The organism is Aureibaculum koreense, assembly GCF_034296135.1.
In the GTDB taxonomy this organism is placed as follows: Bacteria; Bacteroidota; Bacteroidia; order Flavobacteriales; family Flavobacteriaceae; genus Aureibaculum.
Genome location: NZ_JAXKVV010000008.1, coordinates 99,074 through 124,932 on the forward strand (window position 1 = coordinate 99,074; position 25,859 = coordinate 124,932).

Annotated in this window: 27 protein-coding genes; 18 read left to right on the forward strand and 9 right to left on the reverse strand. The window is 33.1% G+C overall.

Annotation, left to right across the window (positions count from 1 at the left end):
* Positions 1–14 precede the first annotated feature (14 nt).
* The 6 genes from UMM65_RS09410 (at position 15) to UMM65_RS09435 (ending at position 6,875) form a co-directional block, all read left to right on the forward strand.
* Positions 15–1,169 carry an aminotransferase class I/II-fold pyridoxal phosphate-dependent enzyme gene (locus UMM65_RS09410; protein ID WP_321976253.1) on the forward strand — a complete coding sequence of 385 codons (1,155 nt, stop codon included), beginning with the start codon at positions 15–17 and terminating at the stop codon, positions 1,167–1,169.
* A gap of 99 nt (positions 1,170–1,268) precedes the next feature.
* Positions 1,269–1,889, forward strand: a complete 621-nt coding sequence (gene bioD, locus UMM65_RS09415; protein ID WP_321976254.1) for a dethiobiotin synthase — start codon at positions 1,269–1,271, stop codon at positions 1,887–1,889.
* Between the two features lie 105 nt (positions 1,890–1,994).
* Positions 1,995–3,260: an adenosylmethionine--8-amino-7-oxononanoate transaminase gene (bioA, locus tag UMM65_RS09420; protein ID WP_321976255.1), complete on the forward strand. Its 1,266-nt coding sequence runs from the start codon at positions 1,995–1,997 to the stop codon at positions 3,258–3,260.
* A gap of 27 nt (positions 3,261–3,287) precedes the next feature.
* Positions 3,288–4,445: a beta-ketoacyl synthase N-terminal-like domain-containing protein gene (locus UMM65_RS09425; RefSeq protein ID WP_321976256.1), complete on the forward strand. Its 1,158-nt coding sequence runs from the start codon at positions 3,288–3,290 to the stop codon at positions 4,443–4,445.
* Positions 4,446–4,495: 50 nt separating this feature from the next.
* Complete coding sequence (gene bioB, locus UMM65_RS09430) at positions 4,496–5,593, forward strand: biotin synthase BioB (protein ID WP_321976257.1); 1,098 nt, start codon at positions 4,496–4,498, stop codon at positions 5,591–5,593.
* Between the two features lie 175 nt (positions 5,594–5,768).
* Positions 5,769–6,875 (forward strand): serine hydrolase, encoded by a 1,107-nt coding sequence (locus tag UMM65_RS09435; protein ID WP_321976258.1) that lies wholly within the window; start codon positions 5,769–5,771, stop codon positions 6,873–6,875.
* Between the two features lie 2 nt (positions 6,876–6,877).
* Here UMM65_RS09435 and UMM65_RS09440 read toward each other — a convergent pair whose 3' ends face one another.
* The 5 genes from UMM65_RS09440 to UMM65_RS09460 form a co-directional block, all read right to left on the reverse strand.
* Positions 6,878–7,339: a YciI family protein gene (locus UMM65_RS09440; RefSeq protein WP_321976259.1), complete on the reverse strand. Its 462-nt coding sequence runs from the start codon at positions 7,337–7,339 to the stop codon at positions 6,878–6,880.
* Positions 7,336–7,800, reverse strand: a complete 465-nt coding sequence (locus tag UMM65_RS09445) for a DinB family protein (protein ID WP_321976260.1) — start codon at positions 7,798–7,800, stop codon at positions 7,336–7,338. Before UMM65_RS09445 ends, UMM65_RS09440 begins: the two co-directional genes overlap by 4 nt.
* A 38-nt stretch (positions 7,801–7,838) precedes the next feature.
* Complete coding sequence (locus tag UMM65_RS09450; protein WP_321976261.1) at positions 7,839–8,810, reverse strand: carboxylesterase family protein; 972 nt, start codon at positions 8,808–8,810, stop codon at positions 7,839–7,841.
* A gap of 27 nt (positions 8,811–8,837) precedes the next feature.
* Positions 8,838–9,179 carry a TfoX/Sxy family protein gene (locus UMM65_RS09455; protein ID WP_321976262.1) on the reverse strand — a complete coding sequence of 114 codons (342 nt, stop codon included), beginning with the start codon at positions 9,177–9,179 and terminating at the stop codon, positions 8,838–8,840.
* Between the two features lie 232 nt (positions 9,180–9,411).
* On the reverse strand, positions 9,412–10,695 hold the full coding sequence (locus tag UMM65_RS09460; protein WP_321976263.1) for an erythromycin esterase family protein: 1,284 nt from the start codon (positions 10,693–10,695) through the stop codon (positions 9,412–9,414).
* A 142-nt stretch (positions 10,696–10,837) separates the two neighbouring features.
* On the opposite strand from UMM65_RS09460, the gene UMM65_RS09465 reads away from it, so the two are divergent.
* Positions 10,838–11,416, forward strand: coding sequence for a peroxiredoxin-like family protein (locus UMM65_RS09465; RefSeq protein ID WP_321976264.1), 579 nt, complete (start codon positions 10,838–10,840; stop codon positions 11,414–11,416).
* A gap of 273 nt (positions 11,417–11,689) precedes the next feature.
* Here UMM65_RS09465 and UMM65_RS09470 read toward each other — a convergent pair whose 3' ends face one another.
* From UMM65_RS09470 to rlmD, 3 genes are all read right to left on the reverse strand, one after another.
* Positions 11,690–12,799 (reverse strand): family 10 glycosylhydrolase, encoded by a 1,110-nt coding sequence (locus UMM65_RS09470; protein WP_321976265.1) that lies wholly within the window; start codon positions 12,797–12,799, stop codon positions 11,690–11,692.
* A gap of 187 nt (positions 12,800–12,986) precedes the next feature.
* Positions 12,987–14,489 carry a TlpA family protein disulfide reductase gene (locus UMM65_RS09475; RefSeq protein WP_321976266.1) on the reverse strand — a complete coding sequence of 501 codons (1,503 nt, stop codon included), beginning with the start codon at positions 14,487–14,489 and terminating at the stop codon, positions 12,987–12,989.
* A 7-nt stretch (positions 14,490–14,496) separates the two neighbouring features.
* Positions 14,497–15,906: a 23S rRNA (uracil(1939)-C(5))-methyltransferase RlmD gene (rlmD, locus tag UMM65_RS09480; RefSeq protein ID WP_321976267.1), complete on the reverse strand. Its 1,410-nt coding sequence runs from the start codon at positions 15,904–15,906 to the stop codon at positions 14,497–14,499.
* 118 nt (positions 15,907–16,024) lie between these two features.
* Between rlmD and UMM65_RS09485 the strand changes: the two genes are divergently transcribed.
* Entirely contained in the window at positions 16,025–16,612 is a 588-nt protein-coding gene (locus UMM65_RS09485; protein ID WP_321976268.1) for an RNA polymerase sigma factor, read from the forward strand.
* The gene (locus UMM65_RS09490; RefSeq protein ID WP_321976269.1) at positions 16,602–16,985 is read left to right on the forward strand and encodes a DUF6768 family protein; all 384 of its coding nucleotides are present in this window, start codon (positions 16,602–16,604) and stop codon (positions 16,983–16,985) included. The genes UMM65_RS09485 and UMM65_RS09490 overlap by 11 nt, the downstream gene beginning before the upstream one ends.
* A 138-nt stretch (positions 16,986–17,123) precedes the next feature.
* Here UMM65_RS09490 and UMM65_RS09495 read toward each other — a convergent pair whose 3' ends face one another.
* Positions 17,124–17,555, reverse strand: coding sequence for a c-type cytochrome (locus UMM65_RS09495; protein WP_321976270.1), 432 nt, complete (start codon positions 17,553–17,555; stop codon positions 17,124–17,126).
* A gap of 173 nt (positions 17,556–17,728) precedes the next feature.
* Here UMM65_RS09495 and prfA point away from each other — a divergent pair, with 173 nt between their 5' ends.
* From prfA to UMM65_RS09540, 9 genes are all read left to right on the forward strand, one after another.
* Complete coding sequence (gene prfA / locus UMM65_RS09500; protein WP_321976271.1) at positions 17,729–18,805, forward strand: peptide chain release factor 1; 1,077 nt, start codon at positions 17,729–17,731, stop codon at positions 18,803–18,805.
* Positions 18,806–18,940: 135 nt separating this feature from the next.
* Entirely contained in the window at positions 18,941–19,471 is a 531-nt protein-coding gene (locus UMM65_RS09505; RefSeq protein WP_321976272.1) for a DUF6913 domain-containing protein, read from the forward strand.
* A complete protein-coding gene (gene dapA / locus UMM65_RS09510; protein WP_321976273.1) occupies positions 19,468–20,343 on the forward strand; it encodes a 4-hydroxy-tetrahydrodipicolinate synthase in 876 nt (291 codons plus the stop codon). The genes UMM65_RS09505 and dapA overlap by 4 nt, the downstream gene beginning before the upstream one ends.
* A 20-nt stretch (positions 20,344–20,363) precedes the next feature.
* On the forward strand, positions 20,364–20,879 hold the full coding sequence (locus UMM65_RS09515) for a ferritin (protein WP_321976274.1): 516 nt from the start codon (positions 20,364–20,366) through the stop codon (positions 20,877–20,879).
* Positions 20,880–21,011: 132 nt separating this feature from the next.
* Positions 21,012–21,845, forward strand: a complete 834-nt coding sequence (locus UMM65_RS09520; RefSeq protein ID WP_321976275.1) for an outer membrane protein assembly factor BamD — start codon at positions 21,012–21,014, stop codon at positions 21,843–21,845.
* The gene (locus UMM65_RS09525) at positions 21,835–22,167 is read left to right on the forward strand and encodes a DNA-directed RNA polymerase subunit omega (RefSeq protein WP_321976276.1); all 333 of its coding nucleotides are present in this window, start codon (positions 21,835–21,837) and stop codon (positions 22,165–22,167) included. The genes UMM65_RS09520 and UMM65_RS09525 overlap by 11 nt, the downstream gene beginning before the upstream one ends.
* A complete protein-coding gene (gene coaBC, locus UMM65_RS09530; protein ID WP_321976277.1) occupies positions 22,167–23,378 on the forward strand; it encodes a bifunctional phosphopantothenoylcysteine decarboxylase/phosphopantothenate--cysteine ligase CoaBC in 1,212 nt (403 codons plus the stop codon). Before UMM65_RS09525 ends, coaBC begins: the two co-directional genes overlap by 1 nt.
* Positions 23,350–24,261: a type IX secretion system protein PorD gene (gene porD, locus UMM65_RS09535; protein ID WP_321976278.1), complete on the forward strand. Its 912-nt coding sequence runs from the start codon at positions 23,350–23,352 to the stop codon at positions 24,259–24,261. Before coaBC ends, porD begins: the two co-directional genes overlap by 29 nt.
* Before the next feature lie 83 nt (positions 24,262–24,344).
* Complete coding sequence (locus UMM65_RS09540; protein WP_321976279.1) at positions 24,345–25,850, forward strand: sulfatase; 1,506 nt, start codon at positions 24,345–24,347, stop codon at positions 25,848–25,850.
* The last annotated feature ends 9 nt before the right edge of the window (positions 25,851–25,859 follow it).

Consider the following 25,859-nt stretch of genomic DNA (forward strand, 5'->3'; position numbering starts at 1 on the left):
CATACTTTTGCCGTATGGAACTTCCAAATAAATTACTGTCAAAGTTAAAGAATCGTAAAACAAGTAATGCCTTACGATCACTTGATACGGAAAATAATTTAATTGATTTTTCATCAAATGATTATTTGGGGTTTTCAAAATCTGCAAAAATATTTGAGACCACGCACCAATATTTAATTGATAACCAAATCTTGCAAAACGGTTCGACAGGTTCACGTTTACTTTCGGGCAACCACAAGTTATATCTTGAAGTAGAAGAAAAGCTTAGTAAGTTCCATAAGAGCGATACAGCCTTGATTTTTAATTCGGGGTATGATGCTAATGTTGGTTTTTTTGCATCAGTACCGCAACGAGGAGATGTCATTTTATATGATGAATTGATTCATGCCTCTATTCGTGACGGAATTACCATGAGCAATGCAAAATCATATAAATTCAAGCATAATGATCTTAATGATTTAATCGATTTGTTGGAACGCCATTCAGAATCAGATCAAGATAATAGTATTTTTATAGTTACCGAATCTGTATTCTCTATGGATGGAGACTCACCAGACTTGACAAGAATGGCACAAGTTTGTCAAAAATATAACGCATATTTTATTATAGATGAGGCACATGCCGTAGGTGTTTTTGGGCAACAAGGTTGCGGGGAAACACAAAGAGTAGGTTTAGAGGACAGGGTTTTTGCAAGAATTATAACTTTTGGAAAAGCATTAGGATGTCATGGAGCAGCTATTTTAGGAAGCGAAGATTTGAAAGACTACCTAATAAATTTTGCCAGAAGTTTTATATATACAACAGCATTGCCACCTCATTCTTTAGCTACAATAAAAGAAGCATATGGCCAACTTGTGAGCTCTAATGGAGCCGAGAACTCAGCTAAACTTCGAGCAAACATTCAAAATTTTAAATATGAAGTTATAAAATTAAACCTTCAAGATCAATTTATTGAGAGCAATTCAGCAATACATAGTTGTATTATTCCTGGAAATGAAAAAGTAAAATCAATTGCACAACAACTGCAACTAAAGGGGTTTGATGTGAAACCAATTTTATCGCCTACCGTTCCCGAGGGTGAGGAGCGTCTTCGTTTTTGTTTGCACAGTTATAATTCTACAAAAGAAATTACCGAGATGTTGACATTGCTTAAGAATTTTATTGATTAGTTTTGTCATTGACTATATAGAATCTTTAATTTCCGTACTTGATGCGGAATACAAAAAATAACTAAAATTGATTCTGAATCAAGTTCAGGATAACAATCTATGCAAAAGAAAATATTCATCACCGGCATTTCTACTGAAGTGGGTAAAACCATTGCTTCTGCAATTATAACGGAAGCCCTAGACGCCGATTATTGGAAACCGGTACAAGCTGGAGAACTAGAAAATACCGATACACATAAAGTTGAGAAATTAGTTTCAAGTTCAGTATCTAAATTCCATCCTCATAGCTACGCCTTGAAAACTCCTATGAGTCCGCATGCTGCTGCAGAAATAGATGGAGTTGCAATAGATATTAAAAAGATAATTGCTCCAAAAACTAAGAATAATTTGGTTGTTGAGGGTGCAGGAGGTTTATTAGTGCCTTTAACCGATAAGCATACTATTTTAGATATTATAAAACCCGATTTTAAGGTAATTGTAGTTTCACGTCATTATTTGGGCAGTATAAACCATACCTTGTTAACTGTTAATTTATTGAAAGAAAAAGGGTTTGACGTGTCACTTGTTTTTAGTGGTGTTGAGCATAGATCAACAGAGTCAATTATAAAAAAAATGACAGCGGTTTCAGTAATTGGCAGAATAGATGAAGAGCCTTATTTTGATAAAAATGTGATTAGGGAATATGCTGAGCTGTTTAAAGACAAATTATTAAAAATATAACTGTTGTTCCGCTCATAATTCGGAAACCCAGTCTAATTATAAGTGTAATATGAGATTCTGAAGCACTCCCGAAAGTTTTCAGGACAGGATGACAAAATTATAACCATGACATTACAAGAACGCGATAAAAAGCACCTTTGGCACCCATTAACACAACATCAACTACATCCAGATCATTTGGTAATCGTAAAAGCAAAAGGAGCGTTGTTGTTTGATGAAAACGGGAATGAATATATAGACGGAATTGCATCTTGGTATACTTGTATGTACGGACATAGTAATGAATATATCACTCGGCAAGTTACCGAACAAATGCAACAATTAGATCATGTAGTGTTTGCAGGATTTACACATGAACCTGCAATTAGATTATCAGAAGCACTCATAAAAATATTACCGAACAATCAAGAGAAGCTCTTTTTTAGCGATAATGGTTCAACTTCGGTTGATGTAGCTATTAAAATGGCTTTGCAATATCATTTTAATAAAGGCAAAAAACGAAGTAAAATAATTGCTTTAGAAGATGGGTTTCATGGCGATACTTTTGGAGCAATGTCTGTCTCGGGTTTATCGGTTTACAACGGTCCTTTTGAAGACTTTTTTATAGATGTAGCTCGTATTCCTGTGCCAACAGTAGAAAATGCTGAATTAGTAAAGAAAAAGTTTAAGAAATTATTAGCTGTTGGAGATGTAGCTGCGTTTATCTACGAGCCTCTAGTGCAAGGAGCGGCCGCAATGAAAATGTATGAACCTCATCTTTTAGATGAATTATTGGTTTTAGCTAAACAACATAATGTGATAACAATAGCGGATGAGGTAATGACTGGTTTTGGTAAAACAGGCAGAAACTTTGCTTCTGAGTATTTAAAAAATCAACCAGATATAATCTGCATGGCAAAATCTTTAACAGGGGGTTTGATGCCAATGGCAATTACCTCGTGCACAAAAAATGTTTATGATGCCTTTTTAAGTGATGATTTGGCAAAAGGTTTTTTTCACGGACATACCTACTCGGCTAACCCAATAGTATGTGCCGCGGCTTTAGCAGGAGCAGAATTATTGCAATCAGATGAAATTCAAAGTAATATTAAACGTGTTATAGCTTCGCATGAACAGTTTAATGCACGAATCAAAAAACATCCTAAAGTTAAAGAAACAAGGCAGCTCGGAATAATCTATGCCTTAGACCTGAATGTGCAAATGGAACGCTATGGCAATTTACGTTATAAGTTGTTCAACTTTTTTATGAAAAATGGGGTTTGTTTACGTCCGCTAGGAAATACAATATATATATTAGCACCTTTTGTGATTACTGATAAACAGTTGCAAAAAATGTATAATATTATTGAAAAAGCCTTAGAAATAGTTTAATTTTGTGGTCTTCTTAATGAAGATTTCATGGTTAAGCCAATTTCAATAACTGCAATTAATTCAATTTCTCCGCTCGGAATTTCTTTAGAAGAAACTTGGGAGAACTATAAACATACAAACCATTTTATTAGGTATAAGGATTTTAATGGAGGTAAACAGCCTATTGCGAGTTTGTCCAATAACGCCAAAGCGGAAATTAAAGAACTTAAAAAGTCGAATTCCAAGTATAAAAAATTAGATAATTCTGTCCTTTATGCTATATATGCTTCAAGGCTAGCAATGAAAACAGCTGGTTGGAAGTCTTCTGATAATTTTGGAATTAATATTGGGTCTTCAAGAGGGGCTACGACACTGTTTGAAAAATATCATAAGGATTTTTTAGCACATGGAGGTACTGATACGCTTTCTTCGCCAACTACAACATTGGGTAATATTTCTTCATGGGTAGCACATGATTTGCAAACCCAAGGGCCCGAAATTAGTCATTCAATAACCTGTTCAACAGCATTACATGCTTTATTAAACGGAATAGCATGGATAAGTAGTGGTATGTGCAATAAATTTTTAGTTGGGGGGAGTGAAGCTCCTTTAACTGATTTTACAATTGCACAGATGCACGCTTTAAAGATTTATGCTAAAGATAACAATGATTACCCATGCCAATCATTAAACCTAAATAAGAATCGAAATTCTATGGTTTTGGGAGAAGGGGCAAGCACCACTTGTTTAGAAGAAGGTATAAAGCATAATGCATTGGCAATTATTGAAGGAATTGGTTATGCAACCGAAATTTTAGAGCACAGTATTTCCATTTCTACTGAAGCGGAATGTTTTCAACGTTCCATGAAAATGGCTTTAGGGAGTGCAAAACCAAGCGAAATCGATGCCATTGTGATGCATGCACCAGGTACGGTTAAAGGCGACAGATCGGAATTTAAAGCGATAGAAAAAGTATTTGGTAATGATACACCCGCCATTACTTCTAACAAATGGAAATTAGGGCACACATTTGGAGCTTCAGGAATGTTGAGTATGGAATTAGCTATTTTAATGTTCAGGTATCAACAATTTATTCCAGTTCCTTTTATAGAGAATCGGAAAGCACCAAAACAATTAAAGAAGATATTGGTAAACGCTGTAGGTTTTGGCGGAAATGCAGTTTCAATATTATTAGCTAAAAAATAGAACTATAATTATTTAATTATTATTTTTGATTTTTAAACCAGTAAGATTTTATGGGCATAATCAGACACAATTGGACGAAAGAAGAAATACTTGAACTATACAACAAACCTTTAATGGAATTACTATATGATGCGGCTACAATTCACCGTGAGTATCATGATCCAAATACTGTTCAAGTGAGTACCTTATTATCAATTAAAACAGGTGGTTGCCCCGAAGATTGTGGTTATTGTCCACAGGCAGCACGTTATCACACTAAACTGGAGGGTAATGATTTGATGAGTGTACAAGAAGTAAAAGCACAAGCTTTACGGGCTAAGGCTTCTGGCAGTTCTCGTGTTTGTATGGGTGCGGCTTGGCGTAATGTAAAAGATGGGCCTGAATTTGACGAGGTGCTAGAAATGGTACGTACCATTAATAAATTAGAAATGGAAGTATGCTGTACTTTGGGTATGATTACTGAAAATCAAGCACATCGTTTGGCCGAAGCTGGTCTATATGCTTATAATCATAATCTAGACTCTTCTGAGGAATATTATAAAGAAGTAATTTCAACTAGAGGATACCAAGATAGATTGGATACGATTGACAATGTGCGTAAAACAAATGTTACCGTTTGTAGCGGTGGTATTATTGGTATGGGTGAAGAACCAGAGGATAGAGCGGGAATGTTGGTAGCCCTTTCTACCTTGAATCCACAACCAGAGTCAGTTCCCATCAATGCATTAGTTGCTGTTGAAGGCACTCCTTTAGAAGATGAAAAACCTATTGAAATTTGGGATATGATCCGTATGGTGGCTACAACGCGTATTGTAATTCCAGAAACACAAGTGCGTTTGAGTGCAGGAAGAACGAATATGACAAAAGAAGGGCAGGCCATGTGCTTTTTTGCAGGAGCCAACTCTATTTTTGCAGGAGATAAGTTACTGACAACACCGAATCCTGATGTAAATGCCGATATGGAAATGTTTAGGCTACTCGGGTTAAATCCACAAAAACCATTTATCAAAAAAATGCAACCAAAAACTGTGGAAGCTAAAGATTCTCAATATGAACCCTTAGGGGAAAAACCAAAATGGACACGCCCAGGACATAAAATAGATAGAAATGAAGAGGCGAAGCTAAAAGCCAAGGAATTGCTAAAGTAAAGCAAATTTATATTTCCACTTTAGAGATTTCTATAAATGCAAATAATATCTTTAACACGGAATATGTTGAGAAGGGATTAGTACCCATGCCAAAAGGGAATTTTATGTTTGGGTTGTCTTATAATTTCTTTTAATTCTACTTTTTCGTACCTTTACTTTATTCAAACCCCTCACCATGAGATTTTTATTGCTGTTTGCTTTAGTATTTAGTGTTTCGTGTTCACAAACGCAAAATAATCTACTTGAAAAAGCCCTAGCCTCTGACAATGAAAAAATTAGAAGGGTAATGGACAGTTTGGAACAGCACGAAGTCCAGATTTTATTTACAGAAATACTTCGAGATGCTGAAAATAAAATCAATTTTAAAGATTATGAATTTCAGGTTGATGATAACAACTATTTTTACCCTGCTAGCACCGTAAAATTTCCAATTGCAGTTTTGGCGTTAGAAAAGTTGAAAGAAGATGACAGATTCGATAGGAACTCCAAATTTTTTATTGAAGGTGACTCTTTAATCACAACCTTCTCAGATGAAATCAGAAAAATATTTGCCGTAAGCGATAATGAAGCCAACAATAGACTGTTTGAATATTTAGGGCAAGACGAAATTAACAACCGATTAAAAAATAAAGGAATAGAAGCCAGAATCTCACACAGATTATCTACACCAGATTCAGATAACCTGACAACAAAACCGCTTGTTTTTTATGTGAACGATAGTACCACCACACCAACAATACCAATAATAAGCAAATCTTTAGAACCGTTAACCATTGAGCGTTTAAAAAAGGGAAAAGGTTATTTGGATGAAGGCGAATTAATCAATGAACCTATGGATTTTTCCTTTAAAAACTATTTACCAATAACTTCGCTACATAATATGATGAAGCAGTTGATGTTTCCAAAAATTTATCCTAAAGAGCAACAATTTCAATTAACAGAAAGCGATAGGGAATTTTTATTGAATATGATGAAAATTTCTCCCAAACAAGCGGGTTATGATAGCGATGAATATTATGATAGTTATGTGAAATTTTTAATCTTTGGCGACGATAAATCTCAAATACCAGATCATATTGAGATTTATAATAAGGTAGGCTATGCCTATGGTTACCTAACCGATTGTGCTTATATCAAAAATAAAAAGACAGGCAAAGAATATATTATTACGGCAACCATACACGTCAATAAGAATAGGATTTTTAATGATGGTGTTTATGAAACGGAAACGATTGGGATTCCTTTTTTGGCCGAATTAGGAAGACAGTTGGTTGTTGAGTAATGCTAAGGTTTTATCTTCCAAATCTTATCAGAAGCTGGTAAATATTCGGACAATGCTGCCGAACCGTACCACTCATAAAGTACAGCTTCTAGCAGATTTGTTTTAATGGCAGGGTCAGTTTGTAATAATTCTTTGGCTTCTTCTAAAGTGGGTACATCTAAAATAAACAAACCTCTGTAAGAGTCATTATTTTTTCCAAAAGGACCTGCAACAATTAATTTATTGGCTTTTACCAATCGGTTTATGTTCTCCATATGTCCTCTAAAACTGGCACTTATCGAATCTTTGTTTGCTGTTGTATTACTTCCCGTTTTTAAGATTACGAAAACGTAGCTTTTCATGCCGTAATCATCGGCATTTAATTTTTTAGCCAGTTCCGCATCATAATTTGGGTTATCGTTCTTCTCCTGTGCAAAAGTCAAAGTTGCCAATAATATTGCTAAAATTAGAGTTAAAGTTTTCATGAGTTTATTATTTTTTTAATAAGAACAATTTGTCCTAAATGATAATGTGAATGTTCAATAATTCCTTGAATATTCCTATAGTAATTTCCGTATTTTTTGTCAGTAAAGTCTTCCCAAAGTTTATCTTCTGGTAATTGCTCGATCAAAGTAGCAAAATTTTTGGCATCCGTCCAAAAAGTGTTTAATAATTTTTCCCATTCTTCTTGGGAGTTTATTGGCGGATGGTCAAAACTATAAACATCTTTGGCGTTAAGCGGTTTGCCTTGTAATACTTTTAAGGCTGCACTTACATAATAACCAATATGATAGGTTAAGGTGGCAATTGTATTAAAAGAATAGACCTTGGTTGTGGCTTGTTGCCAAGTTACATCAGCTAAATGGTCTTTAAGATTAGAAGCTGTCCAGTTGCCACCAAAATAGACCTCTCTAAAATGTTTTGCCAGTTGTTTTGTTGTGTTCATTTTTTTGCTACGTTTCAAATGAAACTCTATTAATAATGTTAATTAGTTATTTTAGGCATAGTGATTATTTCATTTGTATAAAATAAAATTTTGTCAACAATTCCATTTTCATTCTTACGAAACTCAAATTCAATAGGCTGGTTTTTATCTATAAAAAAAGTAGTGTCACTTGAGGGTATGAGCACGGTTTTGTTTTTACCTATATTCATTATAAGCTTACCATCATCAATAGATATATTGGCAGTATCTTTAAAACTTCCCATTTTGAAATCATAATTTCCTACAAAATTATCTAAAGTTTTTAATGGTAATTCAACCTCTTGATGTTTAAATTTCTTTTGTTGTAGGAGCCAATCGTATAACTTAGGATCATTATATGCTTGTATCCAACTGTCGTGATACGTTTCGGGATATACTGTGAATTTAACATTATCGTTGACTTTCTTTAAAGCTTCCACCATGGTTTCAGAGGCGGAAAGGGGTACAATTCCATCTAATTTACCATGAAAACACCAAACCGGCATATGTCTAAGTTTCCAAACGTCTTCGGGGTTTCCACCACCGCAAATGGGTACAATAGCGGCGAACATTTCAGGATGTTTCTGTGCTAATTTCCAAGTTCCATAGCCGCCCATACTTAAACCGGTTAAATAAATTCTATCCGTGTCTACCCTTTTGTTGTTATCAATAAAGTCACGAATCAACTCATATAATAAATCTTCATCCCAACCTCTTTTTGCTTGAGGGGAAAGAATAATAAAAGGGAATTGTTTTCCTTGTTCAACCAACATTGGCGGGCCATGTACTTTAATCTTTTCTAAATCAGAACCTCGTTCACCAGCTCCGTGCAAAAAAATTAGTAATGGCCATTTTTTGGTTAAATCATCATCATAATTTTCAGGTAGATATTTGAGATATTCTTGCTCAATAATAAATTTCTCATTGGATTGCTGAGCCACAGAAAATTTAATTGCAATAATAAATAACAGTAAAAGGGTTTTAATTTTCATAAAAAAAATGATTGGTTTGTAAAGATATTATTTTTTCGATGATTTTGCTTTTTTATTGAAATCCAAGCACCAATTCACCCAGTTTTCAAAATCTTCTTGGTTCCTAAAACCTTCAGGATGCACGTAACAATAGCCTTTTAAAGTTTTACCTTTCATTATCATGGGTTCATATCCCGTTTTCTCTGCAATTTCTTCTTCTAAATTTGGGTCAAACCTGCACATTATTCTATCTTTACTTACGTTCACACACATTTTTCCATTGACCAAAAACGCGAGTCCGCCGAACATTTTCTTTTCTTCAATAGCTAAATTAGGAAAATTTACAAGATATGCTCTGATTTTGTCGGCTAGGTTGGTGTTGTAGGGCATAAGATTATATTTTTAGTACTATATTAGTCTTAAAATTAAAAAAAATTAATTAGTGGTAGCTAAATTGAAGATTCGGCGTAGCAATTGAATTCCAACAGTTAGTTTATGAAACGTAGCGTATAAATAAACGCTAACTTTGCTGATTAGCTCTGACCTTTCTTTTATGTTTATACTTTCATTTTGTCTTTTATGCCCCAATTGCGTATTGCATTTGTCTTACACCGTTTTTGTTTCAGTTTAAATTATATTCTGGTATTGATATCTTTTTCACAAAAATTAATCCATCATAAGTTTCTGCATATATTTTACTAACCAAAATCTTATATAATGGCTTAGGTTGATAACCACCTCCACCAATTAGCAGGTGTTTAGATTTTTTATTAAAGAAATTTGATGATTTATTTAATTTAATAAAATAAATGTCTTTATCCACTAACATTAAGGTTTGAGCATATGTTTTTTTGAAAGGTTTTTCTATATAGTAAGTTTTCCAATGATTTCCTTTTTTTTTATCAATTACAAAACCGTTTATTTTTCCAGTACCAAAGTCGAAACCTATACTATAATAATCATCATGATAATAATTTTTTAAATGACGACCTAAGTTAATTATATTGCTACCAGTGTAATACATCTCTCTTTTATTGATATGTTCATTATGAGCCCATATAAAAACTTTACCATTTTTAGATTCATTTTCTATGATGTATTTTACGTTTTCAAACATTTTCAAATCTCTGAATTCCGTACTCTTAGGATATTCTTCTTTAATCAATGAGGCATATTCCGTGTAACTTATTAAGTAATCTAAACTTCTTAGAATTTGTTTATATTCTTTACTTTCTGTTTTTTGATTTAGTATTTGTTGTTTTAGTTTGTTTAATTTTGGAATCTGGGTTTGCCACCAGCTATCTTTTTTACCAAAGTCTATTTTTTTGTTTGCACAACTATCTGCAACTGTTAGTAGGTTTTTGTCAATTGTGATTTTATTCGCACTAAGGAAATCTCGTATTTTTAGATTAATATTTTTTCCTATTTGAATATCCATTCCGTAAAATCGAATTTGCTCTTCTCTTGGTTTCCCTATATTATAATCTCTCATCCATTTTAGAAGGTTAATAATTTCTTTGGTATACCAAAATCCAGTATTGAAATTTTTGGCAATCGTTTTTACATCTCCTTTACCACCACTTATCCATTCATTTATTCCAGATTCGGCTTGATAAGATTCTTCCATTATAAAAACCTTCACACCTTGAGTTTTTACCAAATGTTTAAAAAACTTAGCTTTTAAGTCAAAAAATTCCTTTGTGTTATGGGATGCTTCTCCAAAACCATAAACTTGAGCATTGGCAAATTTCTTGGGTGTGTTCTGTTTAAAAATTTCAAGCTCAGAATCAGGGTTTGCATCTTCAATTTCTATAGAATTGTTAGTTATCCAACTTATGGTTTCTTTATCTTGAGAATATAGAAGAATTGGTAAAATAAGAATGACAATTGAAAGTACTTTTTTCATCAAAAATTGGCTACAACAATTGTATAAACCTAATGCGTTTATACATTTAATTTGGTTTAATAAACGCAATATAAACAATTTTTAATTTTTTTGTAAGCCTTTTATCCTTTTCCGACTACCTACCAAAATATAAAACTTACAGATGAAAAATTTTGCAATAGCACTTACTTTAGTATTTTCAATCAACACCTTTGCTCAAATCAATTCCGAACATTTAGAAGTTGGTGATGACGCCCCGTTAATTACTGGAGTTGACCAATTTGATAATGAAATAAATTCTACCGATATTTTAAAAGATAATAAAATCATCCTTATTTTTTATAGGGGGAATTGGTGTCCTTATTGTAAAAAACATCTAAAAACATTAGAAGAAAATTTAGACGCTTTAACTGAAAAAGGCTATGCCGTGGTAGTTGTTACCCCTGAAAAAGTGGAGAAAACAAAAGAAACAGCTGAAAGTTTAGGAAGTACTTTTTCCATCTTACACGATGTTGACAATACCATCATGAACAATTATAAAGTAGCTTTTGAGGTCAATGAAAAAAATGTACCCAAGTACTTTAGTGCGACACAAAAAAGACTGGCAGAATACAACGAAGAAAACAATAATGTATTACCTGTACCTGCTACCTACATTATAGATGAAGAGGGCAAAATTGAGTTTGTACATTATGATCCTAACTATTCAAAAAGGTTTGATGTTACGGAGTTGTTGAAATAATTATTAAAGTAAATTGATAACTTGAATTTATTTTCATTTTTTCCATTGATGAAAAAACGAAACAAAAAAATCTAGTCTGTACGAGGAAATTGCTTCGCAACATTCGTTCTTGAAACTACATGCTTAAAGCTGACGCTTTGCAATTTCGTTTCTTTACTCATTATTTGTAGCGTACAGACTTTCCTAAACGATATAACTTTTTGTAAAAAAATATTTTAAGAAAGCTGCTTTTTATGTAAATTAGTTGTTAGCTTAGGAAAAGATTTGAATAATCTAGTGAGTAGGTTTTCCCTTTAGTTCAGTATAAACACGTTTCATCACTTCTATTTTGCCTTCATCTTCGGCTACGGAAGAAGTGGTAAACATCATAACGCCACTAGATTTTCCCTCAAGTCCACCTCTCAAGACGGTTTCAAAATCTTCTTTGGAAATTATACCTGGACTATTATGTGCTTGAACAATAGGCCATACTTTTGGGTAAGAATTATTGCTGATATTTAAACGATTGCTGAACCATTCTATATTTTCTTTCACCCAATCGGGCTTTCTACCCATTTTTTCATGATATACCATAGGAGAAAACACATCGATAGTTTCTTTTAACAGATCATAATCGAGACCCAATATGCGACGTCTTGCTCCGTCAAATTCTTCATCATTCCACGGACAATGATAAAGCCCGAGAAGAACGTTTGGCTTAATTTCTTTGATAATGCTTTTTACTTCGTAAGTCCAATCGTAAATTACTTGGCATCGCCAATTACGCCATGATTCATCATGATTATTTAGTATCCATTGTGCTTTTTTTGACGTACTTTCATTCGGTATTTTTATATCGGAATATGTTGCAAAAGCACTAAGACAAAGATCACAAAAACATGTTTCGGGCAATATAGGTTCTGGGTCTTCAAACTGGGCATGCCAATGTACATAGTCCATAAAAATGCCGTCCAAGTCAAACTTTAATAAATCTCGCAATTGGTTAAAACGATATTGACGAAAACCAGGTTCAGTAGGACAAACACCCATAAACCAAGTTGCAGCGTCCACTTTTTCACCTTTTTCATTTATTGCCCAAGCTTCAGGATGTGTTTCCACATAATTTTTACCATTTAAAGTGGCATATTCAGCAAATACCTTTATTCCTTCGGACTTGGCTCTATTCACCATCTCCTTATCTACCGATCCACCATGCACAAAAACTGCATTAATTCCAAGCTCGTTGAGCTTGTATCCTTTATCCCATAAAGGTTTGGGGTGTCCATAAATACCTCTTATTTCAACTACTTCATCGGGTTTTTCTTTGCAGGATATTACTAATAATGAACAGAGTGAAGTAATTAATAAAATGTATTGAAAATAGTATCTCATATACGATGTCATGATGATTTAGGTTATTTTTATCTATTCCCTGCCTGCCGGCAGGCTGGTCAATTCTCTATTCTCGCAAGACTAACAACACCATATCTCCAGATGATATTGTGAGGAATTATACATTAAAAATTTCTTAAAATCAATTTTCTAAATTGAATAAAAACTCCCAATTCACTGGATTTAATTTGAGTTTTGTTTATTTTTTTATTAATTCAGATAAAATGGTTGAAGTTTTTTGTAGACTTGGTCTAAATTCAAATCCAGAATGAAGTAACTCTCCATTTTTGTCAATTATATTATAAGTTGGATAACCTGTAATATTTAATCGTTCTTTCAAAACTTTGTTTTGTTCTTCTGTAATAAAGTAGTGTTTGCCTTCAACTTTATATTGTGCAATTGTAGGTTTCCATAGTTTTTTATCAGAAAGATGACAGATATAAACAAACTCAACTTTATCTAAAAATTTATTCTTTAATTCAGGAGTACCATTTTTAAATTCAGATTTACAAGGGCCACACCAAGTTGCCCAATTATCAATATATATAACTTTACCATCAGCATTTTTAATAATTTCATCTAAAAAAGTATTTGCATCATTAGAAGAAAAGGATAATAACTCTGTTTTTTTTGGTAAAATGGGATTTTCAATGAGGTCTTTCGTAAATGCATATTTTTCGCTTATGGCATTTTCATAAACAGTATTTTTAAAGATACTATCAATTGATTTTTTATATGTATTGTAGAATGATAAATCGTTGTTTTTTAATGAGTTATTAAGTTCGTCGAAAAAAAGTATCTGTATTAATTTTTGGTTTTCTTTAAAATTGTAAATTTCTTTATGATATAATATAGAGTCTGCTTGTTTCCATTCAACAGTATATTTATCTTTAATTACTCTACCAAGGTATGCATTGTAGTAGTCTGGCAGTGTTGTGTATATGTCGTAATTAACAAAGCTCTCGCTTTTAAATAAAGGCAAATTATTTATCTTATCCAGATATTCTTTAGGAAAGTTATCTTCAAACTTTTTGTCTTTGTTTGTGGGTTTAAAATCAAATATAGCGTATAGTAATAAATCTGTAATGGGTTTAATTTCTTTTTCGACAGTAAGCCAGTTTTCAATATTTTCGGGAGGATTATTTTCTATTATAAAATCATCAATATATTTATTTTGATTTTTGTAATAGACGCTATCTATGAAGTTATATACTTCTTTTGGACTTTTTTTAGAACTATTATAGGCATCATAATAAGTTTTAGTATCTATTTTGGTATTTATTTTATACTTTTTTATGAGCTCATTTTCGGCTGTCAACATACCATTAAACTCTAAAGAATTCAAAAATGCTTTAGCGTCTTTAGTATTTCCATCAAAAGAAATTTTAAGGTTTGAATTTGGCTCAACATAAATTGAAGCGGCATTATTATACCTAAACCATATAACTTGGCTATTAGGGATAGAGAATTTTAGAGAAAATGTCCCAGAAGAATCTATTTTAGTCGTATGTCTCTCTGCCCATTCGCTACTCAAAAAATCATAAGAATAAAAAGTGATTTCTTTAGAAGCCTCTTTAGAAGAAAAATTATTGATTTTTCCATCTATCGTTACTTCTCCTTTTGTAAAAAACTCTTTTTTATCTTCTTTTTTACAAGACAAAAAGAGTGTTAGGGCAATTAATAATACAATTAATTTTTTCATGAATGATTTATTTTAATTTCAAAAGTACAACATTTTCCACATGGTGGGTCTGCGGGAACATATCCACCGCTTGTGTTTTAACGAGTTTATATTTTTCATCGAGTAAAGCTAAATCTCTAGCTTGGGTAGCGGAATTACAGCTTACGTACACAATTTTACCAGCTTCAATTTTTAAGAGCTGTTCCACTACATTTTTGTGCATACCATCTCTTGGCGGATCCGTAATTATCACATCGGGTTTACCATTTTTGGTAATAAAGGCATCTGTAAAAACCTTGGCCATATCACCGACAAAAAAATCTGTATTGGTTATCTTGTTATTTGTTGCATTTTCTTTGGCATCTGCAATGGCTTCGGGTACACTTTCTATACCTACTACTTTTTTGGCTTGTTTTGAAACAAATTGAGCAATAGTGCCAGTGCCTGTATAAAGGTCGTAGACTATTTCATTACCTGATAAATTGGCAAAATTTCTTGTTATTTTATACAATTCGTAGGCTTGGGCAGAGTTGGTTTGGTAAAAAGACTTGGCATTTATTTTAAAGTTGAGACCTTCCATTTCTTCGAAAATATGGTCGCGACCTTTAAAGCAAACAATATCTTGATCGTAAATGGTATCATTCGCTTTTTGATTGACTAAATATTGCAACGAAGTAATTTCTGGGAACTCTTCAGCCACAAAATTCAATAACAATTCCCGTTTTTCTTTGTCATTATCATAAAATTGGATGACCAACATAATTTCCCCATTTGAAGAAATACGAATCATCATGGTACGCAACAAGCCACTCTGCTCACGCGGATTGAAAAATGATAGGTTATTTTCTATAGCAAATTCTTTAATGGAATTCCTGATGGCGTTAGAAGGGTCTTCTTGCAAATGGCATTTTTCAATATCCAATATTTTATCCCACATTCCTGCAATGTGGAATCCCAAAGCATTTTTATTTTCAATTTGTTTATCGGAATTTATTTCTTCCAAAGTCAACCAACGGCTACTGGAAAAAGAAAATTCCATTTTATTTCTATAAAAATAGTACTTTTCAGCTCCTAAAATAGGGGTAATTTCCGGTAGTTCCAGATGACCGATGCGTTTTAGGTTATTTATAACTTCTTTTTCCTTATAAAACAACTGATCTTCATATTTCATGTGTTGCCATTTACAGCCACCACAATGCTCAAAATGTTGGCAAACAGGAGTTGCACGTTTGTCCGAATAGGTTTTAAAGTCAATGGCTTTGCCTTCGTAATAAGCTTTTCGTTGTTTAAAAGTTTGTATGTCTACAACATCGCCAGGAATGGCATTTGATAGAAAGATAACTCTACCATCTGGTGCTTTGGCAACGGATTTACCTTTTGCCCCAGCATCTATAACTTCAATATTTTCAAAAATTTTATTTCTGTTTTTTCTTGCCATTGGGCAAAAATAAAAATAGCAAGTCATATTGAGTTGATTTATTTGGGTTAATTTTAAAATCTATCAGAATAAATTGAACCTTTTTTAAAAATAGCCGTCTATAAAATAGAAACCAATAATGAACAAACCAGAAAAAATATTTGACGGATTATTAGTCTTACAATTTAAGGCTGGGGATAAAAAGGCATTTGCACTATTGGTTAAAAGGTGGCATTCCAAATTATGTAACCAAGCATTTTGGTATGTTAAAGATGCGGATTTAGCTAAAGATATAGTGCAAGAGAGCTGGAGTAAAATTTTGAAAAAAATACACACTTTAAACGAAACTAACAATTTCGGAAGTTGGGCATTAAAGATTGTGACAAGAAAGTCGCTTGATTATTTAAGGAAAAGAAACAAAGAAGAATTCAATTTAAATCAATATCATGAACAAACACAAATAGATTATGATACAAAAAAATATACTGAAAACAGTGATTATAGTGCTACTTCTGATAGTGCTGGTAATTCTAAAATGGTTATAGATTGTATCAAAGAATTGCCAGAGCAACAGCAAATTGTGTTACGTCTTTTTTATGTTGAAGAATATAAATTACACGAAATAGCGGATATTTTATCATTACCTAAAGGAACAATAAAATCGAGATTATTTTACGCAAGAGAAAAATTAAAATTAATTATAAAAAATAGAAATTATGAAAAATAACAACGAAGAAATAGATCAAATTATTAAAGAATCGTTAACAAAAGAAGAAGCTCAATTTTATGATGAACTTGACGAACAAAACCTATTGCAAATGTTTGGGGGCTTATTTAAAACAAAACACAGTTGGTTGATTATTTTAATGAATGTTGTAAATTTAGTGGTGTTCGGTATATTTATTTATTGTATCGTTCAATTTTTAAATACTGAGGAAACGAACGGACTTATAAAGTGGGCGGCCGCTGGAGTTTTATGCTGGTCAACTTTGGCAATGATAAAACTTTTTGTTTGGATGCAGATGGATAAAAACGCATTGTTAAGGGAAATAAAAAGACTTGAATTACAAATAGCGGCGTTAGCAAATAAAGCCCAATAAAAGAACCGTAAAGGTACTCGCCTAATGTCAGTTCGAGCGTCCCGAGTAATTCGAGAGAGAACCAAAACTATTGAGGTTCAAGACATGTCAACTCTGCTCGATAAGACAGAAAATTATATTGTTTTTTTATAAAAAAATCTATTTTGCGGCATCACGCATGTAAGCAGCTACAGCCTGTAATTCTTCAGGAGTCATATCTTTTACAAATCCATCAATATTTGCTTGCATAATAGCTACTTGACCAGGATCGGTATCAACAATAGGATCGGCATTCCCTTTTAAAAATTGAACAATATTACCGCCTTTTTCATCATAGATTTTCATCATATCCTTTATTGATGGACCGATAACTTTGGTATCCAAAGCATGGCAAGTGGTACAGGTTTTGTCAGTAAATAGTTTTTGACCCATAGCAATTTGACCGTCCTTATCATTAGCACCGGTAGAAGTAGTTTCTTTCACTTCTTCTTTCACATTCTCTACATCTTTTTTTACTTCTTCTTTCTTTTTATCACCACAACTTACTACTAACATTGCAAAGGCTATATAAAGAATTGATAATTTTTTCATGATTTCTGTATTTTAGATTCAGTTGTAAATTTAATTAAATAATAATTGCTTAACCATAAATTTTTATACATATTGTATAGTTTTCTCTAATTTAGAGATATTCTAAATAAATTGATGAGGCACTAAAAGTAATATTAAAAATGATTAAGTTTGTCCTAATAAAAAATTAGAAGATGTTAGAAAGATTAAACATTGTAAAACAGCGTTTTGATGAGGTTTCAGATCTGATTATCCAACCAGATATTATTTCAGATCAGAAGCGATATGTTAAACTGAACAAAGAATATAAAGACCTTAAAACGATAGTAGATAAAGGGGAAGAATATAAGGTAATATTGAGCAGGGTAGAGGAAGCCAAAGAGATTATTGATGATGGTTCGGATGCTGAAATGGTTGAAATGGCCGAAATGCAGCTAGAAGAAGCCTCCGAAAAACTTGAAAAGTTAGAGTCAGATATAAAATATATGCTTATACCCAAAGATCCAGAAGATGCTAAGGATGTTATGGTAGAAATCAGGGCCGGTACAGGTGGGGACGAAGCTAGTATTTTTGCTGGTGATTTGTACAGAATGTACACTAAATTCTGTTCAGATAAAGGTTGGAAGACGGAATTGGTAGATGTAAGTGAAGGCACTTCGGGCGGATTTAAGGAAGTTATTTTCAGCATAACTGGTGAAGATGTTTATGGTGATATGAAATTTGAAGCGGGCGTGCACCGTGTTCAACGTGTACCGCAAACCGAAACCCAAGGTAGGGTTCATACTTCCGCTGCAACGGTTATGGTATTACCCGAAGCCGAAGAATTTGATGTGGAACTGGATATGAAAGATGTAAAGATTATCAGAACCACATCTACAGGACCAGGCGGGCAAAGTGTAAATACAACCTATTCAGCCATACAGTTAAAACACATCCCAACTGGTATTGAAGCCAAATGTCAAGATCAAAAATCACAGCATAAAAATTTAGAAAAAGCAATTAAAGTATTACGTTCCAGATTGTACGAAGCCGAATTGGCAAAAAAACAGGCAGAAGATTCCGCTAGACGAAAAAGTATGGTTTCCAGTGGCGACAGGTCAGCAAAAATTAGAACATATAATTACCCACAAGGTCGCGTAACCGAACATAGAATTGGGCTGACTTTATATGACCTCAGTAATATTATAAACGGCGATATCCATAAAATTATTGAAGAATTAAAATTAGCTGAAAATGCCGAAAAGCTAAAAGAATCGGGCGAGGTGTTTTAAATAGGCCTTTATAAGTTTTAGTAATAATTAGGCTTGTTTAAATACTAACGTATATAAACTATTCGTTTAATTTAAATACATTACCGTTAAATTACAACCCGATTTATTAATTTTACTTTACAATTGTTAAACGCAATGAACTTTAGAGGTTTAAAAAAGAAAACAGCCGTTCAATATTATCAAAAGCAATTAAAAAAATTAAAGAGTACAAACGATAATATTCCAAAAAAAATTAAAAAGATCGGCGTTTTGGCCGATTCACGATTGTTTGGAGGCTATGATATTTCAAGAAACTTGAGTCAAAAATTAAAGATGCCTCATAAAAGTTTTGAAATTATCATTTTCGAAAACCTTAAAGACGATTTTGTTACACAACATTACAATACCTTCTCTGAAAAAGATTTGGGTATGTACGGTAAACCAAAAGCACCAAATGTGGTTGATTTTGTAAATGCTGATTATGATTTGTTGATCAATTATTGCAATCATGCTAGTGTTTATACAAATATTTTGACAATGCGTTCAAATGCAAAATTCAAGGTGAGTTTTGCCAATGAAGAATTACAGAATTTGTATGATTTTACTATCGTAGTGGAGGGTAACAAAATAGATGTGTTTAATGATGAACTGGCAAAGTATTTACAGATTTTTAATTTAATAGAATGACGCAATTTTACGGTACGGGAGTTGCCTTAGTTACTCCTTTTAAAGCAGACGGATCAGTTGATTTTGATGCCTTAAAAAAACTGGTTAATTTTCAGATTGATAATGGTATTGATTATTTAGTGGTTTTAGGTACTACAGGAGAACCTGCAACACTTACCAATGACGAAAAGCAAAAAGTAATTCAAACGGTTATTGAAACCAACCAAGGTAAATTGCCTTTGGTTATTGGTATTGGCGGTAACAATACACAAGCGGTTATTAATGAAATACAACAAGCCGATTTATCGGCTTTTGACGCTATTCTTTCCGTTTCTCCATATTATAACAAACCTACACAAGAAGGAATTTATCAGCATTTTAAAGCAATTGCCCAGGTAAGCCCCAAACCGCTCATCATTTATAATGTTCCCAGTAGAACAGGAGCTAATATGCTTCCAAAAACGGTATTGAGATTGGCTTCTGATTGCTCAAATATAATTGGTGTAAAAGAGGCGGCAGGTAGTATGGATCAGGCTTTTAGGCTCTTACAAAATAAGCCCGAAGACTTTTTGGTCATTTCCGGTGACGATATGGTTGCGTTGCCTATGACCTTAACCGGTGGGGCAGGGGTAATTTCCGTAATCGGTCAAGGAATTCCCAACGATTTTTCGAAGATGATAAAATTGGCTTTGGATGGGAAATCTAAAGAAGCTTCGAACCTTCATTTTAAAATAATGGACAGTATAGATTATATTTTTGAAGAAGGCAATCCCACAGGAATAAAAGCCCTATTAAAAAAACGAGCAATCTGTGAATCTTTTGTACGATTACCTTTGGTAGAAGCAAGTGATGAATTGCAAGAAAAAATTAGTATCTTTATTGACGAATATTAATTCACTAAAATAGATAGATAATGTTGATTAAAGAAGTAGAAAAAGCCCTAAATGGTCAAATAACGGTAGAAGCCGAATCTTCACAAATTTATTTGGCAATGGCCTCATGGGCTGAGGTAAAAGGATTGGAAGGTGTTGCACAATTTATGTATGCTCAATCTGATGAAGAACGAATGCATATGTTAAAATTGGTAAAATATATTAACGAACGCGGTGGGCATGCTAAAGTTTCTCAATTAAAGGCACCACCATCTTCGTTCGGATCGTTCAAAGAAATGTTTGAAACACTCTTTGATCACGAAGTACATGTTTCAAAAAGTATTAACGATTTGGTGCATATTTGTCTTGAAGTTAAAGACTACGCTACTCATAACTTTTTACAGTGGTACGTGGCTGAACAAATTGAAGAAGAAGCTGTTGCAAGAACAATTCTGGATAAAATCAACCTCATTGGTAATGATAAAGGTGGCTTATACCTTTTTGATAACGATATAAAACAACTGACGGTAAAATCTTCTGTTCAAATTGAGCCATAAGCTATTATTAACATATATTTAGTAAGTAATATATGAACATTTGTCCCACAAATTTTACATTTGCTTTCCAATAAGAAAAAGCTATTAAAAAATAGTTTTTATTAATTAGTTTTAAATAAGTACTTTTGCAAAATGTTTAGAATAAAGCAACTTGGTTTATTGGTGGTAATTGGCTTGACCTTTTCTGCTTGTAGCGAATATCAAAAGGTGTTAAATAAAGGCACAACGGAAGATCAGTATAAAATGGCTACCCAGTTATTTGAAGAGGGCAAGTATAATAAATCCATTAACTTATTTGAAAAAGTAATCCCCAAGTATGGAGCGAAACCACAAATGGAGCGTATTCAGTATATGGTTGGGGAGGCCAATTTCAAAACAAAAAGTTATGATTTAGCTGCCTATTATTTTGAACGATTTATTGGTAACTATCCCCAAAGTTCAAAAATTGAAGATGCCACTTTTTTAGCGGCACAAAGTTATTATTTATCTTCGCCAAAAGCGAGTAGAGACCAAGCAAATACACATAAAGCATTGACGGCCCTTCAAAATTTTATCGATAAATTTCCACAATCGGACAAAATCGAAGAGGCAAATAAGTATTATGATGAATTGTCAAAAAGGTTGGAAAAAAAGCAGTTTGACATAGCCAAACAATATTACATTACCGAAAAATACAATGCGGCAATTACTGCATTCGATATTTTTATAGAGGATAATTTTGGTACCGATTACAAAGAGGAGGCATTAGCTTATAAATTCTTAGCGGCTTACGAACTGGGTATGAACAGTATTATTACTAAAAAAGAACAGCGATTGGAAAATGCTATCGCTTCTTACAATAGATTGGAAAAGAACTTTCCTGAATCTGAAAGGTTGAAAGATTTTTCCTCTAAACTTAAAGATTTAAATAAAGAATTAGAAGAAACAAAAGAAATTTACGCTAAATATACAAACAATGGATTATAAAAATTCCGAAGCACCTATCACTACCGTAACGTATGATAGAACTAAAATTGAAGAGCCAACTCAAAATATATATGAGTCTATCTCAATTATGGCGAAAAGAGCGAATCAAATCAATGAAGACCTTAAAAAGGAATTGATTGATAAGTTAGAAGAATTTGCTACGCATAACGATAGCCTCGAAGAAGTTTTTGAAAATAAAGAACAAATTGAAGTTTCTCGTTTTTACGAAAAATTGCCTAAACCTACTGCTATGGCAGTCGAAGAATGGTTAGATGGTGATATTTATTATAGAAACCCAGAAGAAACCGAACCTAAGGAATAATGTCGGTTTTAAGCGGTAAAAATATTCTTTTGGGAGTAACCGCAGGAATTGCTGCTTATAAAACCACCTATTTGGTTAGGCTTTTTATCAAAGCAGGAGCTCATGTTAAAGTTATCATGACTCCTGCTTCTAAAGATTTTGTTACCCCACTTACACTTTCCACACTCTCTAAAAATCCGGTTTATTCTACTTTTTATGATAAAGAAGAAGAGAATGAATTGTGGAATAACCACGTTGAATTAGCTCTTTGGGCAGATTACTTTATAATTGCTCCCGCAACCGCGAATACATTATCAAAAATGGTAAATGGTATTTGTGATAACTTATTATTGGCTACATATTTATCCGCTAAATGTAAAGTCTATTTTGCTCCGGCAATGGATTTAGACATGTATAAACATAACTCAACTAAAGAAAATTTACAACAATTAGAAAGTTTTGGTAATGTTATGATTCCCGCGGAAAGTGGAGAATTAGCTAGTGGTTTAGAAGGTGAAGGCAGAATGGCTGAACCAGAGAATATTTTATCTTTTATAGAAAAAGATATTATTTCAGGGTTGCCGTTACGTAATAAAAAAGTATTGATTACCGCTGGCCCAACACATGAGGCTATTGATCCGGTTCGTTTTATTGGAAATCATTCTTCAGGAAAAATGGGCTTTGAACTGGCTAAAGAAGCTGCTAATTTGGGGGCGGAAGTTATTTTAATTTCAGGGCCATCCAATGAAACTACAAAACATTCGTTAATAAAAAGAATAGATGTTGTAACGGCAGAAGAAATGTATAATGCGGTACATCAATATTACAATACATGTAATATCGCTATATTATCAGCCGCGGTGGCCGATTTTAAGCCGAGTAAATTGGCATCAGACAAAATTAAGAAAAAAGATGCCGAATTAAGCTTAAAATTAGTACCAACGAAGGACATTTTAGCTTCTTTAGGTGAGGTGAAAGACAAGCAGTTTTTAGTTGGGTTTGCCTTAGAGACCTCAAATGAATTAGAAAATGCCAAGGGTAAATTAAAACGAAAGAATTTAGATTTGATAGTTTTGAATTCGTTAAATGACAAAGGAGCAGGATTTAAAAAGCCGACCAATAAAATAACCATTATTGATGCTGATGAAAATCCTAAAAAATTTGATACTAAGTCAAAATCTGAAGTAGCTAAAGATATTTTTAATGAAATACTTAAAAAATACAATGCGTAATTTATTTTTGATTTTATTTTTATGTTCTACTCTTCATATGAGCGGTCAAGAACTGAATGCTTTAGTGATTGTTAATTCAGAACAGATTCAAAATGCCAACCAGCAGTTGTATGATAATCTTCAAACCTCTATTTCGGAGTACATTAATAATACAAAATGGACCGATAAAAATTATAAGCCACAAGAGCGAATTAATTGTGCTATAACACTAACTATATTAGAGCAGCCATCGTCCAATGAATTTAAAGGCAATATTTCTATTATAGCCTCGCGACCTGTTTATAATTCTACCTATCAAAGTCCTATTTTAAATTATAAAGACAATAATTTAACTTTTAATTATACAGAGTTTCAAAATTTGATTTATAATGAAAATAGTTTTCAATCAAATTTGGTATCTATTTTAACTTTTTATGTATATACAGTTTTAGGCATTGATGCTGACACTTTCGAATTGAATGGAGGGGATGAATACCATAAGGAGGCTGAGAAAGTTGTAAACCTTGCCCAACAAGGTGGTTTTTCGGGCTGGAACAGAATAGATGGAAATAATACAAGATATCAACTAAACGAGAATCTTTTATCACCAACTTACAAAGATTTTAGAACAGCGATGTACAATTACCATTTAAACGGATTAGACTTAATGAACGATGATAAAAAGAAAGCTAAAACCAACATTAGCAATGCTGTGCTTACTTTAAAAAATATTTACAACACACGTCCCAACGCATTTTTACTACGTGTTTTTATGGATACCAAAGTAGATGAAATTGTTGATATATTTTCGGATGGCCCGCGAATAAACGCAGTAAACCTTAAAGAAACTTTGCTCAAGATTTATCCTACCTATAGTGATAGATGGGATAAGATTAAAATATAGCTTACCAAGTTTAGAGAACTTTAAAATTAAATTTATGCTTATCTTAGCTTAATATTTGACTTTAAACGTATTCTCTTAAAAATTTGGATTTTAAAATAATTTCTAAAAGTCTTCTATGCTTTCTTATTGTCCTCTCTGTTTGCAGTTGTGGTACTAGAGGGAATAAAAAAGATACTGCACAAACTACATTAAATAAACCAAATATTTTATTTATAGCTGTAGACGATTTACGTCCGGAGTTAGGAAGTTATGGTAATACCATTATACATTCACCAAACATGGACAATTTGGCTTCAGAAGGTTTTGTTTTTACAAATCACTATGTGCAAGTTCCTACCTGTGGAGCTTCTAGATATAGTCTATTGACCGGGCTTAGACCAACTCAAAAAAGTCATCTGTCAAATAACGTTTTCGAAAGAGAAATGGCAAATAAGTCTAAATTTGAAAATCCAGAGTCGTTCGTTCATCAACTAAAACGAAATGGATATTATACAGTCGGAATTGGTAAAATAAGTCATTCGGCCGATGGTTTGGTTTATGGATATGAAGAACAGCCTTCCATCATAAAAGAAATGCCTTATAGTTGGGATGAATTTCTATTTGATAGCGGTAAATGGGAAACTGGATGGAACGCCTTTTTTGCCTATGCAAATGGTGAAAACAGACAGAGTTTAAAAAAGAAGGTAAAACCTTATGAAGCAGGTGAGGTAGATGATAATGGTTATCCTGACGGACTGACTGCTGACTTGGCGGTCTCTAAATTAAAGGAATTAAAAAATAAAAAACAACCCTTTTTTCTAGGTGTAGGATTCTTCAAACCACATTTACCATTTAACGCCCCAAAAAAGTATTGGGATATTTACAATAGGTCTAATATGCCGTTAGTTCCAAATCCGTTTGTTCCCAAAAATGTAAATAAAACGAGTCTCCACCAAAGTGGGGAGTTTAATGGTTATCAACTTACCGATGAAAAAGCGGGTTTGTCTAAGCCGTTATCAGATGAATATTCTAGAAAATTGATTCACGCCTATTACGCATCTATTAGTTATATTGATGCTCAAATTGGTAAAGTGCTTGACGAAGTCAAGGCACTCGATTTAAAAGAAAACACTATTGTCGTAATTTGGGGCGACCATGGTTGGCACTTAGGCAATGGCTTAGTTTGGGGTAAGCATACGTTGTTTGATGTGGCCTTAAAAAGTGCCCTTATTATTAAAGTTCCGGGTAAAGAAGTCATCGGGAAAAAGATTAAATCCGTGGTTGAATCTGTTGATATTTACCCAACGCTAATGGACTTATGTGGTATCTCTATTGATTATCCATTGGATGGAGAAAGTTTAGCAAATAATCTTAAAAACCCAGACTCCATTCAAAATAACGTGGCTTATAGTTATTTTAAAAACGGGATTTCGATGCGAACAGATCAATATAGGTTAACAAAATATTGGCGAAAAGCTGAACCGACAATCGAATTCTACAACCACGATACCGACCCTTGGGAAACCAAAAATATTGCCGATGAAAACCTTGATATTGTGGAAGAACTAATGCCGATGCTGGAAAAGGGAAATACGGGTTTATACAAATAGAATAACTAT

Coding starts and splice junctions, on each gene's coding strand:
- UMM65_RS09515 (WP_321976274.1), top strand. CDS start 20,364: ATGTTGATTAAAGAAGTAGAAAAAGCCCTAAATGGTCAAATAACGGTA.
- UMM65_RS09445 (WP_321976260.1), bottom strand. CDS start 7,800: ATGAACACAACAAAACAACTGGCAAAACATTTTAGAGAGGTCTATTTT.
- UMM65_RS09520 (WP_321976275.1), top strand. CDS start 21,012: ATGTTTAGAATAAAGCAACTTGGTTTATTGGTGGTAATTGGCTTGACC.
- UMM65_RS09455 (WP_321976262.1), bottom strand. CDS start 9,179: ATGCCCTACAACACCAACCTAGCCGACAAAATCAGAGCATATCTTGTA.
- dapA (WP_321976273.1), top strand. CDS start 19,468: ATGACGCAATTTTACGGTACGGGAGTTGCCTTAGTTACTCCTTTTAAA.
- rlmD (WP_321976267.1), bottom strand. CDS start 15,906: ATGGCAAGAAAAAACAGAAATAAAATTTTTGAAAATATTGAAGTTATA.
- UMM65_RS09490 (WP_321976269.1), top strand. CDS start 16,602: ATGAAAAATAACAACGAAGAAATAGATCAAATTATTAAAGAATCGTTA.
- UMM65_RS09435 (WP_321976258.1), top strand. CDS start 5,769: ATGAGATTTTTATTGCTGTTTGCTTTAGTATTTAGTGTTTCGTGTTCA.
- UMM65_RS09450 (WP_321976261.1), bottom strand. CDS start 8,810: ATGAAAATTAAAACCCTTTTACTGTTATTTATTATTGCAATTAAATTT.
- prfA (WP_321976271.1), top strand. CDS start 17,729: ATGTTAGAAAGATTAAACATTGTAAAACAGCGTTTTGATGAGGTTTCA.
- UMM65_RS09505 (WP_321976272.1), top strand. CDS start 18,941: ATGAACTTTAGAGGTTTAAAAAAGAAAACAGCCGTTCAATATTATCAA.
- UMM65_RS09460 (WP_321976263.1), bottom strand. CDS start 10,695: ATGAAAAAAGTACTTTCAATTGTCATTCTTATTTTACCAATTCTTCTA.
- bioA (WP_321976255.1), top strand. CDS start 1,995: ATGACATTACAAGAACGCGATAAAAAGCACCTTTGGCACCCATTAACA.
- UMM65_RS09525 (WP_321976276.1), top strand. CDS start 21,835: ATGGATTATAAAAATTCCGAAGCACCTATCACTACCGTAACGTATGAT.
- UMM65_RS09470 (WP_321976265.1), bottom strand. CDS start 12,799: ATGACATCGTATATGAGATACTATTTTCAATACATTTTATTAATTACT.
- UMM65_RS09485 (WP_321976268.1), top strand. CDS start 16,025: ATGAACAAACCAGAAAAAATATTTGACGGATTATTAGTCTTACAATTT.
- UMM65_RS09475 (WP_321976266.1), bottom strand. CDS start 14,489: ATGAAAAAATTAATTGTATTATTAATTGCCCTAACACTCTTTTTGTCT.
- coaBC (WP_321976277.1), top strand. CDS start 22,167: ATGTCGGTTTTAAGCGGTAAAAATATTCTTTTGGGAGTAACCGCAGGA.
- bioD (WP_321976254.1), top strand. CDS start 1,269: ATGCAAAAGAAAATATTCATCACCGGCATTTCTACTGAAGTGGGTAAA.
- UMM65_RS09465 (WP_321976264.1), top strand. CDS start 10,838: ATGAAAAATTTTGCAATAGCACTTACTTTAGTATTTTCAATCAACACC.
- UMM65_RS09410 (WP_321976253.1), top strand. CDS start 15: ATGGAACTTCCAAATAAATTACTGTCAAAGTTAAAGAATCGTAAAACA.
- bioB (WP_321976257.1), top strand. CDS start 4,496: ATGGGCATAATCAGACACAATTGGACGAAAGAAGAAATACTTGAACTA.
- UMM65_RS09495 (WP_321976270.1), bottom strand. CDS start 17,555: ATGAAAAAATTATCAATTCTTTATATAGCCTTTGCAATGTTAGTAGTA.
- porD (WP_321976278.1), top strand. CDS start 23,350: ATGAAATACTTAAAAAATACAATGCGTAATTTATTTTTGATTTTATTT.
- UMM65_RS09425 (WP_321976256.1), top strand. CDS start 3,288: ATGGTTAAGCCAATTTCAATAACTGCAATTAATTCAATTTCTCCGCTC.
- UMM65_RS09440 (WP_321976259.1), bottom strand. CDS start 7,339: ATGAAAACTTTAACTCTAATTTTAGCAATATTATTGGCAACTTTGACT.